Below are 17,285 nucleotides of genomic sequence, written 5' to 3'. Positions count from 1 at the left end.
TCATCCGCTTTTCGATACGGCATCTACTTTAACGATGAAGCAGCGATTCCCCTACCTGACAACGATTGGAATTCAGCGACTATGATTAATCAACAACGCCGCCGATTACTTGAGTCCCGGGTTTGGCCGCATGTTCAAACGCCCGCCCAATACGTGGGGGGGGAACGCAATATTGTCGTTAAGGATCATCGGCAATTGCGAGGCCGATTGTGTCTGGGGTTCCCCGATGCCTACACGATCGGAATGAGCCATCATGGGTTGCAGGTGCTGTATTCGTTGATGAATCGCCGCGATGATTGGTGTGCCGAGCGAGTTTTTACGCCGTGGCCGGATATGGAGTCGCTGCTGCGAAAGCACGAGATCCCGCTCTATTCACTCGAAACGTTCACCTCGCTTGCCGATTTTGACGTAATCGGGCTGAGTCTTCAGTACGAAATCAGCTCGCCCAACGTGCTGACGATGATCGATTTGGGAGGCTTGCCGCTTGAATCAGTCGATCGCACGATGGCCGACCCGCTGCTGGTTGCCGGAGGCCCCTGTTGCCAAAACCCCGAACCGATGGCCGATTACTTCGACGTTATGATCATGGGCGATGGCGAACCGGCACTGCCCGAGATCTGCGATCTGTGGATTGAACTGCGAGAGCGATATCGACGCGACGATGGCACGTTCGCTGGCGGCGACGAAGGACGCCGGCAGCGTGAAGAGGCGGTTGCGGAAATCGCTCAAAAACTTGCGTATGCTTACGTGCCGCGGTTCTATCAACCCGAATACGAAAGCAACCGCATCGTTTCGCTCTCTCGCACCCGCGATGACGTCCCCGCGACGATCGCCCCCAGCGTGATCAGTGATCTCGATGGCATCCCGCTGCCGACCTCGCCGATCGTGCCTTACATCGAATGCGTGCACGACCGGATTGCAATCGAGATCATGCGTGGCTGTCCCCATCTTTGCCGTTTCTGTCAAAGCACCGTGATCAAACGTCCGCTGCGAATCCGCGAGGTCGATACGATTGTCGACGCGGCGATCGAGAGCTATCGCAATACCGGCTACAACGAGATCAGCGTGCTGTCGCTCTCCAGTAGCGATTACCCCCACTTCGCCCCGCTGATCCATCGACTGCACGAGGTGTTTCGCCCGCTTGGCGTGAACATCAGCGTACCGAGTTTGCGAGTGAACGATCAACTTCGCACGTTGCCTCAATTGATCGGCAATGATCGCCGTAGCTCGCTAACGCTAGCACCCGAGGTAGCACGCGACGACATGCGGGAACAAATCCGCAAGAAGATCAAGAACAGCGATCTGATCGAAGGTTGCCGCGTCGCGTTCCAGAACAACTACGAAGCGGTGAAGCTGTACTTCATGTGCGGTTTGCCGGGTGAACGCCCGGTCGATCTGGATGGCATCGTCGACTTGGCCGAAGAAATCGCGACGGTGGGCAAACAGGTCAAAGGCCGCTATCCCCGCGTGACCGCGTCGGTTTCCAACTTTGTTCCCAAGGCACATACGCCGTACCAGTGGAACGGGATGCAGCGCCGCGAGTATTTTAAATGGGCTCACAAATACCTGTGGAGTCGCCGCAAAATCCGCAGCGTCAACATCAAGTGTCACGACATCGAAACCAGCCTGCTTGAAGGGGTGCTCAGCCGAGGCGATCGTCGTACCGGCAAAGTCGTCCGTTTGGCATGGGAGCGTGGTGCTCGCATGGATGGATGGACGGAATACCTCGATCCCCAGCGTTGGTGGTCTGCGATCGAAGATGCGGGACTGGATGTCGAGCGACAAGTCCATGACAAGTACGAAATGATGGACAAATTGCCGTGGGATCACGTCAACGTCAAATTCGGTCGTGCGTATTTAGAGAAAGAGCAGGGCAGGGCAACGGTGCAGTTGGCCGCCATGGCCGACGCCACGTAGTAGGGGGATGCTTGTCTCATATTTTTGGTGCCGTTGGTCTGCTACCTCTCCACCAACTTTCACAGACGGCTGCTTTAGCAGCAGTCCCATAGGCCGGAGGCCGACACACTGACGGCAGAGTGTGCCGCCCGCTGGGCTGTAATCAATGCTACTAAGTCAGCAGTCTCCTTGGTTTGGCTGAGGTCGAGCAGAGCCTTTAGCAATGCTCGGGTGAGGGCGACCGAGCAAGCGGAGGCCTGCTGCAAGCACAGTTGCGCGGTCGGCCCTCACCCGAACGAGGCCTTAAGGGCCCGTTCGACCTCTCCCAGCTTCGCCGGGAGAGGTGACAGTACGCTAGCGGAACCCAAGATCACATCAATACCAACGTTTAAGCAGTCCGGCACAAACACTTCGGTGCCCTAACTGTACTACGGCGTGACCCGTTCGATTTGCAAGTCCTTGAACTGGACGACATCACTTTGATCCCATTGCTGTACCGCCGAACAAATCACCACCATCGTGTAAATGTCCTCCGGAACGGTGACCGTTGCATGAATCGCTCGCCACGACTCGGGTACACCATCCTCGGGAAACGCGACGACGTTGTGCGAGTTTGATTCCAACCATTTGCCATCCGCCGTTTTGAACTGGACCGCTAAACTCGTGAGGGCACGACCGGTTTGCTGGACGTGAACTGAAACGCGGAACTGCTCGTTGGGCTCAACCGTCACCGTCGCCAAACCCGCTGCTTCTGCAGCACCGCGGATCACGACGACATCTTCGCTGACGTTAGCGTCGCCCGACGGTGTGTCCGCCATCGGTCCATTACCCACCCACGTCGACCACTGGACCGCAACATCGTTTCGCGTCGCGCCGCGACGATCCGGCAATGACAATGGCTGCAGCTTTGCAACGGGCCGAGTTCCGGTTGCCTCGACAACCTCCTTCAGCACAACGTCGCATCCGGGAATCAAAGTCGGCCACTCGGGATAGACATCTTTGTTGTGCCACAGTGCCGTCTCGCCTGGCTCAGGCCACCAGCGTCCATGTTCACCGTAAATCCACACCAAACCGTCGCCATAGTCGATCGCCGCTGCGAGATTGCGGCGGAGTAACGCCAATCGATCGGGGCTCTCGGGCTCGAGCGTATAACGTCCTGCCAGATCCGGATGCATCGCATCCATGTAGATAGGGAAAGCGACTTTCAATTGCTTCGCATACTTATCACGATTCTCGGGTGACACCAACTGCACACCGCGGCGGCGAACATCGTCCGCCTCTTGGGCAAAGTCATTCGCCGATTTGTGCCAATATGCATACTCACACCCATCGAAGAGCGTCACGGTGGGCGGCAACACATCGAGCCAACCATCCAAGAACGCCGGCAGCAACCCATACGAGTGCCCCGCCAAACACCAAGATTCGTCGGAGCGGCCGACTGGCGAGGGGCCGCGATAGCGATGATCACGAACCAGGTAGCTCATCAGGAAGTAGCTCACCAATTCGGCTTCGGGAAACTCGGCGATGACCGCGGTCATGACTTCGCGGCCTCGTTTTCGGGCCGCCGCACGATACGCTTCGAACGAATGGTCGATGGCAGCTTCCTGACGCGAATATTGAAATTGGCGAAACGGTTCGCTGTAGGGTTCCGGATCAAACAACAAACCTCTCAACTTTCCACGTTTGGCGATCCGTGCGGCGATACGCCAGTGATCCACAATTGCGGCCCAGCCCTCATCGTCCAGCCAATCAACGTCGCCTGGGTTCGCTTTGACGAGTAGATAAGCCGAGGTCAATTTGCCGACATCGGCATTTCGCAATGGATCGACGCCAGCGCCAAACGTCAACGACGACCAATCATCGCGACTGTGGGCAGACCAAAACGGATGCGGCATTCCGGCGTCGGGGCGAATATCCAACACCGCTCCACTAAACCCAGACGATTGCATCCGCGACGCATCACGAGCAAACTGTATGGTCGTCGGTGCATTCCAACCGCAAGTGATAATGCGAGGTGGATCCGCAAATAAGCTCGCCGTACTCAGGCACCCCCAAAGACAACTCGCGATGCGAAACAGTGGCAATTGCGATAACATCATTCTTCCGATTTCACGCGAGCGAAACGAGGGACACGACCGGGATATCCTAGCGTATTCCACGTCTGTAATGAGAATTCGTTACCCAAATTTTCAAACGAACGAATGCACGGGCTGCGAAGTAAATGTCATCCACCCGGCAACGAGTTTTGGGGTTGAACGCGAACATTTGCAAGGCCGTATCGGCTACATCGGACAAACCAACGCAGCTCGATATAAAAAGCTGACGTAACTATTTGCTCAGATTGACTGGTCTTAAAAATGAACCTAACTCGAAGCGTTCACGGAAGACAGAAAACTTGTTGCGACAGACTAATAGGTTGGGCGGCAAGCATCGAAAAGGACAATCGCGACGTAAAGCTAAAATCGTAGTGGCTTCACATTTCTTTCCTAACTCCGGTCTGGTGAAGCCGCGTGTTTTAGCCGAATGCTTTTTGAAACCCAAACAAACAAAGGGTTAAAAAATCGAAGGTTAGAAGATGGGAGGGCCGATACGAGTGGATTGGGGGGCATGGCAGGCTATTTTTTAACCTTCCATTTTTTAACCTTCAGCAGACGGCGAAAGAAAACGGGGTTGGCTGGTGCAGATTTGACAAAAGGCATCATTCGATTTGATGATTGCGACGTACTCTGTACGATTCGTGGGCAGTGCAAGCAGGAATTAGCCTCTTGCTTGTCCTGCGTATATTGCCGCCCAAACAGAAAATGGATGCATTTTCAAATTTCAGTGAGAAAATACGCACTACCCGGTGACATCTGTATGTGCGGTGAGATGCAAGGACGAATTTTCCCGCCTGCGCTGATATTTAGCGATTAGGTGAATCAGCCGCCCCTGTCATTGAATGTTCAGCGGCCGAACATCACCCCTAACAGACACCAATTGTGAATCGAGCGTACGAAAACAGAGTGGTCCAAGAAGGTGAAACCAATTGACGCAACGCACCTGCAGCAACTGATCGATGCTCAAGCCGCGCACTCAAGCTGTACGCTAGGCAGTGGTGTCGCGCCCCCGAGGACGCGGTTCAAGAAGCATTAATCGAGCTAATGAAACAAACAACGCTTCCGAATGACCCCATCGCGTGGTTGTACACCACGGTACGGCGCCGGGCGATCAATTTGGAACGTGCGGACTCACGACGCCGCAAGCACCAAACACGAGCGGGCCAAGAACTGGAATCGTGGTTCATCCCTGCGGAAAACGATGACGACGATCCAGCCGATTGCGAAAGGATGCTAAGCCAATTGGCGGAGCAGGATCGTGAGATCGTCGTCGCTCGAATCTGGGGCGAACTTTCGTTCGCACAAATCGCAAACCTAGTTTCGCTGCCGCTCAGCACCGTTCATCGTCGTTACCAGCAGGCACTGCTGACACTAAAACAGTCGATCGATCAAACACAGAACCCCGAGGTCAATGATGGATCAAAACAACCACAATCATGATGCGGTACACAGCGATGTACGCTCATTCGAGCAACAGCTGAAGAAATTTCAGCCACGCCCGGTAGGCTTTGATGCTGAAGCGATTTTCGATGCGATCGCCGGGTCCAATGATCCTGTCGTTCGTCCGGCAAACACACGTGGTCGAAATCGATTCCATTTAGCAACCGCGTCCGCATGCGGATTTGCCGCTGGCGTGCTCGTGACGTTTTTGTTGCTAAGCCCCGACGGTGATTCGACTACCACAAACCAAGAATCGGCAGTGTTCCCTCAGGAGCATCTCGTCCATCAAGAATCAAGCAGCAATCCGTTGCGGTCAGCCACTCCTCCTGATTTGAAGATTCTTGTGCCGATGACAGCAGGAAACTTAGCGTCGCGACAAAGTTTGTCTGAAAGCGAACCAGTCATGACGTTCCAACCAAGTGTTCGTGAAATCCCGTCAATGGATGGTGAAACACTCGCCAGCCATACAACACCCAACGTCGAGCAACTGATCAAGGAACTTCTCGGCGTACGAAGATGATTTCGCACTCAATCTATCGGTTAATTTCGTCCTCTTCTCCGAACTAATACGATGCCCCAATCCATCCAAGTTTTTTCCAGGCTGATTGTATTGCTATTGGTCTGTCTTTATTGCATGCAATCACACGCCGATCAGTCAGCGACGAAATCAGCAAAAACATCCGATGGATGGTCGCAGCAAGAAACGGATGAATCCGACATCGTCATCATGACGAAACAGCTCGTCCTGCATCCGGCTGCGGAACCTCAACCAGCTTTGAAATATCATCTGATCCCACGCGGCTTCGATGCAATGCCTGGAAACGCAGCCCTGTACTACTTGAAAGCCGCCGGTTTCCTCGAACAACAAGGCCCCCGCCATTCGCTCTCGGAATTTTTTTCGAACGCGGTTAAACAAGCCGAAGCGGAAGGTAAAACGCGAGACGAGATGAGACCGTATGTATGGCTCTCGACGGCACCTAACGACTTGCCGATCGATGAGGTCAAAGCGTACTTGAAATTCACGAATTTCCAGACGGGATTTCTTCGGGAAGCCGCCAGTCGTCGGCATTTTGATCTGAACCGAAACCTCAAGCTGATCGATGATGATATGTTCGGCTACCTGTTGCCGGAGATTCAAAACTTTCGTGAATTGGCTCGCAACCAAAGCCTTCGCTGCCGCGTCGCAATTGCCGAAGGGCGTGTGGACGACGCGATTGAAATACTGGGGCAATTGTTCGCAATGGCTCGGCACATCGGCAGTGACGACTTTCTTGTTTCAAGTCTCGTCGGAAATTCGATCGCTTCGATTGCTTGGAACGATGCTTTGTATCTGTTGCAACACGCCCAAGCACCGAATCTTTATTGGGCGTTCGCCGCAATGCCGACGCCGCTAATCGATATGGAACAAGCCTTTGACGTGGAACGTGAATTCATGCACTTGCAACTAAAGATGCTTGCTGAGATTGACGAAACGCCTCGCTCCGCAGGCTATTGGAAAGACTTCGTCGATCGTTTACTACCCAAACTGAGGTCGCTGGAAGTCGAATTCAATCTTCCCACCGGAGATCCCAACGCGATTCGAGCAACAATCGAGAAATTCATCTTGGATGCCTATCCCAGTGCCAAAAAGTACTTGGTCGACGAGCAGAAATTGAAGCCCGAGCAAGTTGAGAAGTATCCAACCGCGCAGGCGGTTTTCTTGGCAATGGTCCGCTTTCTGGATCGATGGCGAGACGAATACTACAAATGGACGACGCTGCCCTATTGGCAAATTCGCACGAACCCCGCTTTTGTCGAGCTCGAAAAAAGGATGCAAACCGAGGCACAGTCCGCGGGGTTGTTTGCCAAGCCGGTCCAATCATGGTCTCCATCGTTTTCAGTGGCTGTAAAAAATGCGCAAGCGGGCTGCGAACGAAACATTGCGATGCTACGAACGATCGAAGCGATTCGGATGTACGCTGCCGCACACGACTCGGAATTGCCACCATCGCTCGAGGTACTCGACGTGCCCGCAGCGGTCGATCCATTCACCGGAAACTTGCTTCAGTACGAACGAAAAGACGACCATGCGGTGCTGAAAGGCTTTCCTGTACCTGGAATGCAACACCAACTGATCCTACGGATAGCTAAATAAGGCACCAACGGAGGTGTACATCGATTTGAGATAGTGAAAGGAGTCGTTCGCGGCAGAAACAACAAAACGTCTGTTTTCAGTTTGGTTGTTCGCAGTCGACCGATTGTAAATCGTTTACAGAAAAATGAAGTCAGAAAAACAGGAGGGCCGATACGTTCGAATCAATGGCATGGTTGTGATTCACTTTCGCGACGGGCTTGTCAGGGGGAGCGAACAGCAGAAGGGTACGGATGCAACGTTCCGCCGCAAAAGCCTCCGACTTCCCGCCCGACATCGTTCGCAGCAAAGCTTTTCACCTAATTGCCTCCGGGTTGCCGCCGATCAGCAAAAGTCTATACAATTAACCTCGCATGCTTGCCGTTGCTCTCCAGAGACGACGGCAAAGAAACAATCCGATCACATCTTAGCTGCATGAAGGCTTGCCAAGTAGATGCTTCCAATTGCCATGGAACAACGCATTTCGCTGGAAAGAAAATGTTCACTATCCGCCCTTCGTGACCAAACGTGTCACGCGAGCTATTAAATTAGATATTCTCAAATGGTAGATAGAAAGCACGGATATGATTCGTTTTCGCCGTGCTGGAAACAGACTTCATTCAAAATGCGCTGATGCCACAATACTTGCTCGCGAAAAGTGTCGATGGAACGTCTCCTTCACAACATGCGACGTTGCTACAACATCTCGCGGACGTTTTTGATTCAGCAATCAGTATTGTCAGCGTGAGCGGACACGATCAATTGTCCGCGTTTGGACTGGTCCCGATTCAGTGGCAGGACCGTTTTCGTAAAACCGTGCTTTTAGCTGCAGCGATCCACGATTTAGGCAAAGCCAACAACCACTTTCAGCGCATGATCGCTGGGGAACCACAACCTCAGGCGATTCGCCACGAATGGATTTCAGTTTGGCTGGCGGAGCAGCCTGCAGTGAAAGCCTGGCTTCTGCCCGCCGTAAACAGTTGCCAGCGATGTTGGCATGTCGCGATGGCAGCGGTTGCGGGGCACCATCCGAAACACGATCGATGCTCGCCGCAGATGGCGGAATTTAATAGCGAGCAAGCTAAAGTTTTCGTCGAGCACCAAAATTTTCGTTCTTGCTTGAGCCAAATTCAGTCGCAACTTGAGCTTGGTGACCCTCCCTCGGAGATTCGATCTGTCGTTTTCGGTGGTGCAAACGACCATGACAGCGCAGGACAGTTCCGCGAAATGGTGGATCGGCTTACTGATTTCGTTAACGATGAAATCGCAATGGAGGTTACATGGAGACGCTTTTGTGCATGTGTGAAAGCGTGCGTCGTCGCCAGTGATGTCGCTGGATCGGCATTGTGGGAACACATCGACACCGAGTCACAGAGACAAAGTTGGATCGCCGAAACTTTGAATCGACGCCCAGCACCTGGGCAAATCGAATCGATTGTGACCAATCGCCTCGAAAGCCATTCTCCACGAGAATTTCAAAGAGCGATTGCCGATTCTGACGCCAGTATCACACTGGTCGAAGCAGGTTGCGGAAGCGGCAAAACAGTCGCCGCCTACATGTGGGCTAGCCAGCAACACGCTGGGCGGCGACTTTGGTTCTGCTACCCGACGACGGGCACCGCAACAGCAGGATTTCAAAGCTATCTATTGGAAGCGGAAACAAATGATCCGTCCAAACAATCGGTCATCGATGGGGCGGATTTGTTTCATAGTCGCCAGCAATACGACAAGCTGCAGATACTTGGGACGCGAGAACTCGACGACAATATGGACGATGCCTCTGTCCGTGTCGAATCGCTCAAGGCTTGGGATACTAAAATCGTTGCTTGCACCGTTGACTCGCTGCTACTGATTCTGCAAAACCAACGACGCGGTTTGTACTCCTGGCCCGCAATATCACAATCAGCAATTGTGTTTGATGAGGTTCATTCTTATGACGACGTATTGTTCGGGAATCTATTAACGTTTCTGCGTGAGTTGCCGGGCATTCCGGTGCTCGTGATGACGGCGAGTCTGCCGATATCCCGTCGAGAGGCCATTGAAAAAGCTGCTAAGAAGGCCAAACGGAGCTTTTGCCGTGTTCCTGGACCGAGAGATCTCGAGCAACTGCCTCGATACATTCGCTATCAGTCGGACGAGACCTTGACGCGAGAGGATGCATTAGAGCTTGTTCGCGATGAGTTTGATTCGGGTGGACGCGTGCTTTGGATCAGCAATACGGTCGAGCGAACTCGCAAACTCGGCATCGAACTGGCTGACTGCAGCGCCAGCGTATACCACAGTCGATTTATTTACAAAGATCGTGTTGATCGACATAACGAAGTGACCGCGATGTTTGATTCGCGCGACGCTGGCTGTGCAACGACGAGTCAAGTCGCCGAGATGTCATTGGACCTGAAGCATACGACCTTGCTTATTACTGAACTCGCTCCGATTCCCGCACTTATCCAAAGACTTGGACGACTCAACCGCGCAATCCACCCAGGGAAACCCGAGGAGGAACGCCCACCTCGACCATTCGTAGTAATTGAACCTATACGAGACGACGGTGAATTTTCATCGGCACCGTATGACCAAAGTGAACTTGAACAGGCGCGAGCATGGTTAAGCAACTTGGGCGCAGAGCCAATCTCTCAATCGCAACTCGTCGACGCGTGGCGAGCCATCGATACAACGAGCAAGGTTAAAGCCGAAACAAGTAGTTGGCTCACTGGCGGGATGGAAACCCTCGTCGACTCGATTCGCGCCGCCGGATACGGAGTTACCGTGATTCGTGAAAACGATTTGCAGGAAATTAAGCGAGATCGTTCAGTCGTCGCCTACACATTACCCATGAACTATCCAACCAGTGACAACTGGAAACTGAACGACCTTCGACACGGAGGCTTCCCCGTCGCTTCGGACACCGCAATCGATTATTGCCCCAAAACAGGTGCCGTGTGGAGCACCTTTGTGATTCTTTGATCGCCGATGGCGTTAACGTATTTTTGGCTTCCCATCATGAACCTTGGCAACCGAAATGTAGGTGCTCAACGCATGCATAAATCTAACAAAGGATCACTGACCTTGATGCAATTAATTGAACTGTCGTTCCCGGCACAGGGGCAATCTCCTATCCCGGCCGATCATGGCTATGCATTGCTGGGAGCGGTCACTCAGTTGATACCGACTGTTCACGGTGGCAACGGGTTTGCATTGGCCCCAATCGCTGGCCGACAAGTCGGCGGGAGGCAAATGGCGTTGACGAGGTCGAGTCGCTTAGTCGTTCGTACAACAGTCGATCGTGTTGGCGAGTTTCTTCCGCTCGCTGGCAAACAGATCTCGCTAGCGGGGCGTCCTCTCACCCTTGGCGTTCCTACAGTCCAGCAAATCGAACCCGCTTCGCGATTACGTGCTCGCCTTGTAACGATTAAAGGCTTTTTTGAACCAAATGAATTCACAGAAGCCGTACAGCGACAACTCGACAAACTGGAAATTGCGGAGGCGGAGATCAGCGTAGGGCGTCAACGAACGATTCGCGTGAAACAAAACGAAATACTCGGTTTTGAGACGACATTATCCAAACTCGACGACGAGTCTTCGCTAAAAGTACTCGCTGGCGGGATTGGTGGGCGGCGGCATATGGGGTGTGGTGTATTTGTTCCTTGCCAGGAGACCAATGATGTCCAAGACAGCTAAATTGAAAACCGCGCCACCGGACCATTTGGAAGTCAGCCTGTTTGATCCTCAGATGGACCTGTTACTTCGTGCGGGATTGGGCGGACTGGCAACAACGTTGCAATGGATCGAACGTTCGATTCAAAGCGATCAATATGACGAAGATGAAATCCCCGAGTCTTGGGTTGACGAAGGTGTTCCGTGGAATTTGAATTCGGACAAAATACGATTCAATTTCGCTGATCCAGAAAAAGTAGAGGACGTCTTCAAGCCAATTTTCCGGATTGCCTTCGGTTTGAACGAGCGAACCATCGACTTGCCAACGACCTATATCGGCAAACAACCACAATCAGTGCGAATCAATCTTCAACGCGGATTACTGCTGACGTTTTTGCAGCATGGGAAAACTCGCGCTGGAGGGAAGTCAGATGTCACTAAATCCATTCCGATTGAAGACAATCAATTTGAATTAACATTCCGCGAAATTGACTGGTACAAGCACCAAGACGGCTACCAAGACTTAGTCGACAAAAAGAGCGGAACGCTATCGAAAAAAACGGCCGAGCTCCCTGGAACGCTCTATCCAGGTGCAGCCGTACGACACAATGGATTCGCGGGGCAAACGAAGTATGAAGGTAGCGTGCCACAACTGCTGGCTGCCTACTTCGCCCCAATCGGAACATTGGCTTTACCAATCAACCGTGGCTCTGCCGTATTGCTGGTGCCGGATGTACAAGACCTGCAATTGTTCGCCGTCAATCGACGCAAAATCACACCTCAGAGCTACCGTGACTGCCTGATTGGCGGCAGTGGTGATGCGGTCTTGCAACTCTACGCTCGGCTGCGAGGTGATGACACTCAACAGAAACTTGCGGTTGCCTCCGTGACGGCGTTTGTGTTCCGCCCCACTGCGTGGGCCACTCAACAAAAGTCGCGAGTTGCTGCCGACAAGATAGAACCACTAGACGCTCGACAACTGGAAATATTCCGTTACGCCAAAGACTATTTTGCTCCCCGGAAAGCGTCTCGAAAAGTGACCGAGAAATCCGGCAAAGGCAATACAGCCAAGTCCATCGAACGCGAGGAGTTCTTTTGGAGCGATAGTATCGTGCGGCCTTTAATCGCCGACAATTTGGCTCATCGTCGTGATTGGTTTGTTGGATTTACAAAACTGTTTGTTGACCGCGATCCGGCAAACGGAAAACCATTTCGTGATCGCTTGCCTTTTGAACGAACGGGATTGATAAGCATGATCAATGCAGACGTTTGGGATAAGTCTGGACAGATGGCCCTCGTCGGAGCCGTCCATCACGCGTTGCGCGGACGATACGGGCAAATTGCCAGTGAAACAGCAAATCAGAAAGCCGCGATGCAAAATCGGTTTCGCAGCGAATACGATCGCTGGCGGTTGGCCTTTTCCGGTGCAAAAACAGCCGACCAATTTCGCCATTCAATTTGCGATCTGTTCAGTCGAGTACCAGCTAACAAAGAGTTGCAAGCGAACTGGACCGACGTGCTTCCGTGGCTAGACGAATCCGGTTGGCAGCACGCACGTGACTTGGCTTTATTGGCGTTAGCGAGTTACCAAGGCAAAGGAGCGAAGGAACTCGCTGCGGTGGCTGAAGCATCAGAGGACGGGGATTCATTAGCTACATAAACGCGATCCCAATCAAAATTATTATTTCAATTTTCGAGGAACCTTATTAAATGACTCTGCACATCTTCGCCAATATCGTCACCGATTATGGAACTGCCGCGAACAACCGCGGTGAGACTGAAGGCAACACAACCACGCTCCAAAAACTGATTTGGAAAGGTGCTGTTCACACCACCGTCAGCGCCGAAGCCATACGTTTTGAAACACGAAGACATCTCGCAGCGATGGAGTCCAGCGGCACGAACCGAACTTGGAACGAGGACACACGATCCAACGACTGGAAAAAACCTGGCTTCGATGGTTGGGCCAAGAAAGGGGGTGATACGTTCATCGACGATGACTTGCTCGGATACATGTCAGCGGAAGCCGCAAAGGAAGAAGGCAAAGCGGGATCGGCAAAGGTGCGACGGGCGGTTTTGGAGGTCACTCGTGCGGTCAGCCTGACGCCATGGGCAGGCGATACGACCTTTAACGCCGCTTCACCCGGCGCGACGCCTTCAGCCGCTAAAAAGGGGAATAATCCGGTTCCGTACGGAGCTGAAATTCACGCGACTCGCTACCAATACGGGATCGCGATGACGCCTGATCGTCTGAGGCAAAGCGATCGTGCAGCCAAAGCACTGCAAGCGATTGCGAACCTTCGAACCGTCGCAGGAAATCACGGACGATTCTTGTTCGACTTCTCGCCCGCTGCGATTGTGTTTCGTGTGACGGAAGACCCCGCACCGCGATTGCTGTATTGCTTCGGGACTCCGGATGCGGGCCACACACTTTCGGCTGAAGAACTCGTCCGTCGTGTGCGATCCGGCGATATCGAGGCAAGTGAATTGATCATTGGCGGCGAATTAGCAACGACGGATTCAGGCAAAGCGTTAGCCGAAATGGGAGCGGAGGTGAAGGAAGGAATCAAATCAGCCACACAAGCGGTATGTGATCGCATCGCGACGGTGTCGGCATGATTGGCTTGTACGTGACCGTACCCATCGCTTCGTTTCGCCGCGGCGCGGCTCGCGAGTATTGGGAAACGCTGCCCCTTCCCGCCCCCTCGACGGTTTACGGTTTCCTATTGTCGATGGTTGGCGAAGTCGATCGTGAACGTCATATCGGTGCTCGTTGCACAGCGGGCGTGATCGGCCATCCTCACGAGAGTACAGTACTTCGTAAACTCTGGCGAGTCAAAGATAAGAAACTCGGCTTGGGAAACGGTGCGAATGTGCGCCCGGATTATCAAGAGCTATTGACCGATGTCCGTCTAGTTATTTGGCTGGACTCGAGCGAAGAAGAGCAGCAAGACGTGGACACGTTACAGCATCGTGTGGCCGAGTCCTTGACGAACGATGGCCGTCATCGCATAACGCGTTTCGGTGGATTGAGCTTGGGGGAAAGTACGCACATGGTCGACGAAGTACTACCAATCGAGCGTGCTCCCAATTTGGCTGACGAATCAGTTCGTTTGTTCCTGCTCGACAAGAGTGGGAACTTTACGCTTCCTGTATGGGTCGATCACGTCGGTTCGTCGGGCACACGAAACGCGTTGGGGCGTTTGATGGACGCAAATCTCGAACCTCCCAATGTCAAGAGGTTACCTCAAATCCGAAATCCAATGATGGTCACAAACAAATGACCGCCAACTCGGATTCTAACGTCACCGTTGTTGCTTCCGAAGAACCACCGATCCGGGTAATGGCTTTGCATGCGTTGCTGTATTGTGAAAGGCTATTCTACTTGGAAGAGGTCGAAGGCTTGTACGAAGCCGATGACCGCGTGTACGCGGGAAGGCGATTGCACGAAGAACGGGTTCCGAAACTCGACGATGACTCACGAGAACTCCGGTCATTTGAGGTCTCGTCGGACTCGCTCGGACTGTTCGGCAAAGTGGATGCAGCACGCATCCGAGATAGCGACTGGGTCGCCTACGAACACAAGAAGGGACGTTGCAAACGAGCCAGTAGTAACGACAAGACACCGATGGCTTGGCCCAGTGATCGGTTGCAAGTTGCTGCGTACGCGATGCTGCTCGAAGAACAACTCGGCCAAAGTGTCACCGAAGGACGCATTCGTTATCACCAAGACAACTTGACCGTTCGAGTGCCCATCGATGACGCTATTCGTGCGGAAGTCCATGCCGCAGTCGAGATGATGCGTCGTCTTCGTCGTTCGACCGATCGACCGCCGGTGACCGACAACGAAAAACTCTGTCGCCGATGCAGCCTGCGAGTCGTCTGTCTGCCCGAAGAAGAACGTATCACTGCTCAGCCCGAAGGCGAACGTGATCGCGCCACGTTGTTTCCCTCTCGACGAGATCGCCGCACGTTGCACGTGACCACCGTACCCGCAACTGTCAAACGATCGGCTAGGCAATTGCACGTCGAAACCGAAGAAGGCACCAAAAAAATCCCGATGGAACAAGTCGATGCCGTGGTGCTGTATGGCGGAGCTCAAATCACTTCGCAAGCTATCGCTGGCTGTGTCCACGAAAAGATCGCAGTTCAGTGGGTGACTGCTGGTGGACGGGTCACTGGCATGGTGGAAACGCCAGGCCGAGTCCGGCAACGAATCCGACAATTCACCGCACTGACGCAACCCGACGTTTGTTTACAGTTGGCTCGTGTGACAGTGGTCGCGAAAATTCAGTTCCAGCTTCAATATTTGCTGCGGGGAACCCGTGGTAATGAAACCGCTCGTGCGGCAGCGCAAGCCGATATTGAGATGATTCGCCGCGCGGTCTCACGAGCGGAAAAGGCTGAATCGCTCGATTCGCTGCGAGGCGAAGAAGGCATCGCGGCACGTCACTATTTCTCGTCTTTCAACCGACTTCTTTCTGATCGTGTGCCCGCATCCCTTCGCATGAACGGCCGCACCAAACACCCGCCGCGAGACCGACTGAACTGCCTGCTGTCATACGGCTACTCGATGATCTTTGGACTTGTCCAGCGCACGATTTTGACAATTGGCCTCGAACCAGCGTTCGGCTACTTTCACCAACCACGCACGACCGCTCCGCCCCTCGTGATGGACGTGATGGAGTTGTTCCGCACGCTGCTGTGGGAAATGCCATTGGTGGGCAGTCTCAACCGCGGTCAATGGGACGAGGCTTCCGACTTTGAAATTTTCCCCGGACACGTTTGGTTGTCCGACAAAGGCCGCAAGAAAGCGATAACGCTGTTTGAAACGCGGTTGACTGAATCGTATCGTGACCCGTACACCGACCAGTCGCTAGAGTACGGTCGGATGGTGGAGCTGGAACTGCGTCTATTGGAGAAAGAGTGGAGTGGTAGCAGCGGTGCGTTTGGTCAGCTTCGAATTCGCTAGAACAGATTCCACACATGACCTCACAACAAAAATGGAACCTGGTATCGTATGACGTCCGCGATCCGAAGCGACTGCGCCGGGTTGCCAAACTGCTCGAGGGGTACGGTGAGCGGGTTCAATACAGTCTCTTTCGTGTACGCGCGACTGCAGAGCGTTTAGAGAAACTACGCTGGAAACTTTCCGAATTGATGACCAGCGAAGACGATTTGCTCGTCATTCCACTGTGCGACCGCTGTGCCGCAAAAGTAAACGATCACTCACGCGGCGACCGCAGCGATTGGGGTGACCCGCCACCCAGTTTTGAAATCTTCTAACTTTCAAGCATCGGAGCTTGGCGGTCCAAGAGATGGTCCCCGGAACTGTTGATCTTTGTTAATCTGGTTGTTGCATTCAATTTTTTACTTCACGTTTCGTGCCACGATGCATGAGTGGGTCGCAAGTCTTTGCTGCGAAGGAGCTTACCACGTTTTGGAAGACCGCAATTGCAACCGCAAAGCACGACCGGTATCTTCTCGTAACGACACCCATGAAAAGGCAGGCGGTAAGTCGTTGCATCGCTGCCACTTACGTGAAGTGCTGTGATTGATCCGTTAACGCCACTCGGCGTTGAGCACTGGATTGGTGATGTTTACGCATGACCTCACTCCATCGTGATTGATCCGTTAACGCCACTCGGCGTTGAGCACATGTCGCAAAACGCCTGCGTCATAGCAGCCCAAGTGATGTGATTGATCCGTTAACGCCACTCGGCGTTGAGCACTCGCGTTGCCCGAACTCGCTGATCGACTGGACCAAGTGATTGATCCGTTAACGCCACTCGGCGTTGAGCACGAAGTGATGGGAGGAACAGAAATCCGAGTCGCAATTTGTGATTGATCCGTTAACGCCACTCGGCGTTGAGCACAACGTGGAAAGCTCATTGGGTGCCTGTGGGGTAGCGTGATTGATCCGTTAACGCCACTCGGCGTTGAGCACTTCAGCCATGATATCTTTCTTTGGCAAGGCGATTGGTGATTGATCCGTTAACGCCACTCGGCGTTGAGCACACCTTGAACCGATCACCAGCGACGGAGGAATCTTGGTGATTGATCCGTTAACGCCACTCGGCGTTGAGCAC

At 53.3% G+C, this 17,285-nt stretch carries 12 protein-coding genes and 1 CRISPR repeat array (1 of these 13 running past the window's edge); of the genes, 11 read left to right on the top strand and 1 reads right to left on the bottom strand.

Annotated features, from left to right (window positions below; genetic code table 11):
• The first annotated feature begins 81 nt into the window (after positions 1–81).
• On the top strand, positions 82–1,917 hold the full coding sequence (locus tag ABD971_RS15325) for a TIGR03960 family B12-binding radical SAM protein (protein WP_345323473.1): 1,836 nt from the start codon (positions 82–84) through the stop codon (positions 1,915–1,917).
• Between the two features lie 407 nt (positions 1,918–2,324).
• On the opposite strand, the gene ABD971_RS15320 is transcribed toward ABD971_RS15325, so the two are convergent.
• Positions 2,325–3,995 (bottom strand): hypothetical protein, encoded by a 1,671-nt coding sequence (locus tag ABD971_RS15320; protein ID WP_345323471.1) that lies wholly within the window; start codon positions 3,993–3,995, stop codon positions 2,325–2,327.
• Between the two features lie 978 nt (positions 3,996–4,973).
• Between ABD971_RS15320 and ABD971_RS15315 the strand changes: the two genes are divergently transcribed.
• The 10 genes from ABD971_RS15315 to cas2 all read left to right on the top strand — a co-directional run bounded on the left by ABD971_RS15315 (position 4,974) and on the right by cas2 (position 16,482).
• Complete coding sequence (locus ABD971_RS15315) at positions 4,974–5,432, top strand: RNA polymerase sigma factor (protein WP_345323654.1); 459 nt, start codon at positions 4,974–4,976, stop codon at positions 5,430–5,432.
• Complete coding sequence (locus ABD971_RS15310; RefSeq protein ID WP_345323469.1) at positions 5,407–5,952, top strand: hypothetical protein; 546 nt, start codon at positions 5,407–5,409, stop codon at positions 5,950–5,952. Before ABD971_RS15315 ends, ABD971_RS15310 begins: the two co-directional genes overlap by 26 nt.
• Before the next feature lie 51 nt (positions 5,953–6,003).
• Positions 6,004–7,566 (top strand): hypothetical protein, encoded by a 1,563-nt coding sequence (locus ABD971_RS15305; RefSeq protein ID WP_345323468.1) that lies wholly within the window; start codon positions 6,004–6,006, stop codon positions 7,564–7,566.
• A 609-nt stretch (positions 7,567–8,175) separates the two neighbouring features.
• A complete protein-coding gene (gene cas3 / locus ABD971_RS15300) occupies positions 8,176–10,506 on the top strand; it encodes a CRISPR-associated helicase Cas3' (protein ID WP_345323466.1) in 2,331 nt (776 codons plus the stop codon).
• Positions 10,507–10,611: 105 nt separating this feature from the next.
• Positions 10,612–11,220 carry a type I-MYXAN CRISPR-associated protein Cas6/Cmx6 gene (gene cas6 / locus ABD971_RS15295; RefSeq protein WP_345323464.1) on the top strand — a complete coding sequence of 203 codons (609 nt, stop codon included), beginning with the start codon at positions 10,612–10,614 and terminating at the stop codon, positions 11,218–11,220.
• A complete protein-coding gene (gene cas8a1, locus ABD971_RS15290; RefSeq protein WP_345323462.1) occupies positions 11,204–12,856 on the top strand; it encodes a type I-MYXAN CRISPR-associated Cas8a1/Cmx1 in 1,653 nt (550 codons plus the stop codon). Before cas6 ends, cas8a1 begins: the two co-directional genes overlap by 17 nt.
• Positions 12,857–12,906: 50 nt before the next feature.
• Complete coding sequence (cas7i, locus tag ABD971_RS15285; RefSeq protein WP_345323460.1) at positions 12,907–13,815, top strand: type I-B CRISPR-associated protein Cas7/Cst2/DevR; 909 nt, start codon at positions 12,907–12,909, stop codon at positions 13,813–13,815.
• Positions 13,812–14,480 (top strand): type I-MYXAN CRISPR-associated protein Cas5/Cmx5/DevS, encoded by a 669-nt coding sequence (gene cas5 / locus ABD971_RS15280; RefSeq protein ID WP_345323458.1) that lies wholly within the window; start codon positions 13,812–13,814, stop codon positions 14,478–14,480. The genes cas7i and cas5 overlap by 4 nt, the downstream gene beginning before the upstream one ends.
• Entirely contained in the window at positions 14,477–16,168 is a 1,692-nt protein-coding gene (locus ABD971_RS15275) for a type I-MYXAN CRISPR-associated endonuclease Cas4/Cas1 (RefSeq protein ID WP_345323456.1), read from the top strand. Before cas5 ends, ABD971_RS15275 begins: the two co-directional genes overlap by 4 nt.
• A 14-nt stretch (positions 16,169–16,182) precedes the next feature.
• Positions 16,183–16,482: a CRISPR-associated endonuclease Cas2 gene (gene cas2, locus ABD971_RS15270; protein WP_345323454.1), complete on the top strand. Its 300-nt coding sequence runs from the start codon at positions 16,183–16,185 to the stop codon at positions 16,480–16,482.
• 264 nt (positions 16,483–16,746) lie between these two features.
• A CRISPR array of direct repeats spans positions 16,747–17,285; the repeat unit is 36 nt; unit sequence GTGATTGATCCGTTAACGCCACTCGGCGTTGAGCAC (it continues 1,647 nt past the right edge of the window).

Source organism: Novipirellula rosea (genome assembly GCF_039541335.1).
In the GTDB taxonomy this organism is placed as follows: domain Bacteria; phylum Planctomycetota; class Planctomycetia; order Pirellulales; family Pirellulaceae; genus Novipirellula; species Novipirellula rosea.
This window is presented reverse-complemented; position numbering and strand designations above follow the sequence as displayed.

What these genes read in the sequence shown, in the direction of transcription:
- cas7i (WP_345323460.1), top strand. Translation starts at nt 12,907, where the DNA reads ATGACTCTGCACATCTTCGCCAATATCGTCACCGATTATGGAACTGCC.
- ABD971_RS15320 (WP_345323471.1), bottom strand. Translation starts at nt 3,995, where the DNA reads ATGATGTTATCGCAATTGCCACTGTTTCGCATCGCGAGTTGTCTTTGG.
- ABD971_RS15275 (WP_345323456.1), top strand. Translation starts at nt 14,477, where the DNA reads ATGACCGCCAACTCGGATTCTAACGTCACCGTTGTTGCTTCCGAAGAA.
- cas6 (WP_345323464.1), top strand. Translation starts at nt 10,612, where the DNA reads ATGCAATTAATTGAACTGTCGTTCCCGGCACAGGGGCAATCTCCTATC.
- cas3 (WP_345323466.1), top strand. Translation starts at nt 8,176, where the DNA reads ATGCCACAATACTTGCTCGCGAAAAGTGTCGATGGAACGTCTCCTTCA.
- cas2 (WP_345323454.1), top strand. Translation starts at nt 16,183, where the DNA reads ATGACCTCACAACAAAAATGGAACCTGGTATCGTATGACGTCCGCGAT.
- ABD971_RS15325 (WP_345323473.1), top strand. Translation starts at nt 82, where the DNA reads ATGATTAATCAACAACGCCGCCGATTACTTGAGTCCCGGGTTTGGCCG.
- cas5 (WP_345323458.1), top strand. Translation starts at nt 13,812, where the DNA reads ATGATTGGCTTGTACGTGACCGTACCCATCGCTTCGTTTCGCCGCGGC.
- cas8a1 (WP_345323462.1), top strand. Translation starts at nt 11,204, where the DNA reads ATGTCCAAGACAGCTAAATTGAAAACCGCGCCACCGGACCATTTGGAA.
- ABD971_RS15305 (WP_345323468.1), top strand. Translation starts at nt 6,004, where the DNA reads ATGCCCCAATCCATCCAAGTTTTTTCCAGGCTGATTGTATTGCTATTG.
- ABD971_RS15310 (WP_345323469.1), top strand. Translation starts at nt 5,407, where the DNA reads ATGGATCAAAACAACCACAATCATGATGCGGTACACAGCGATGTACGC.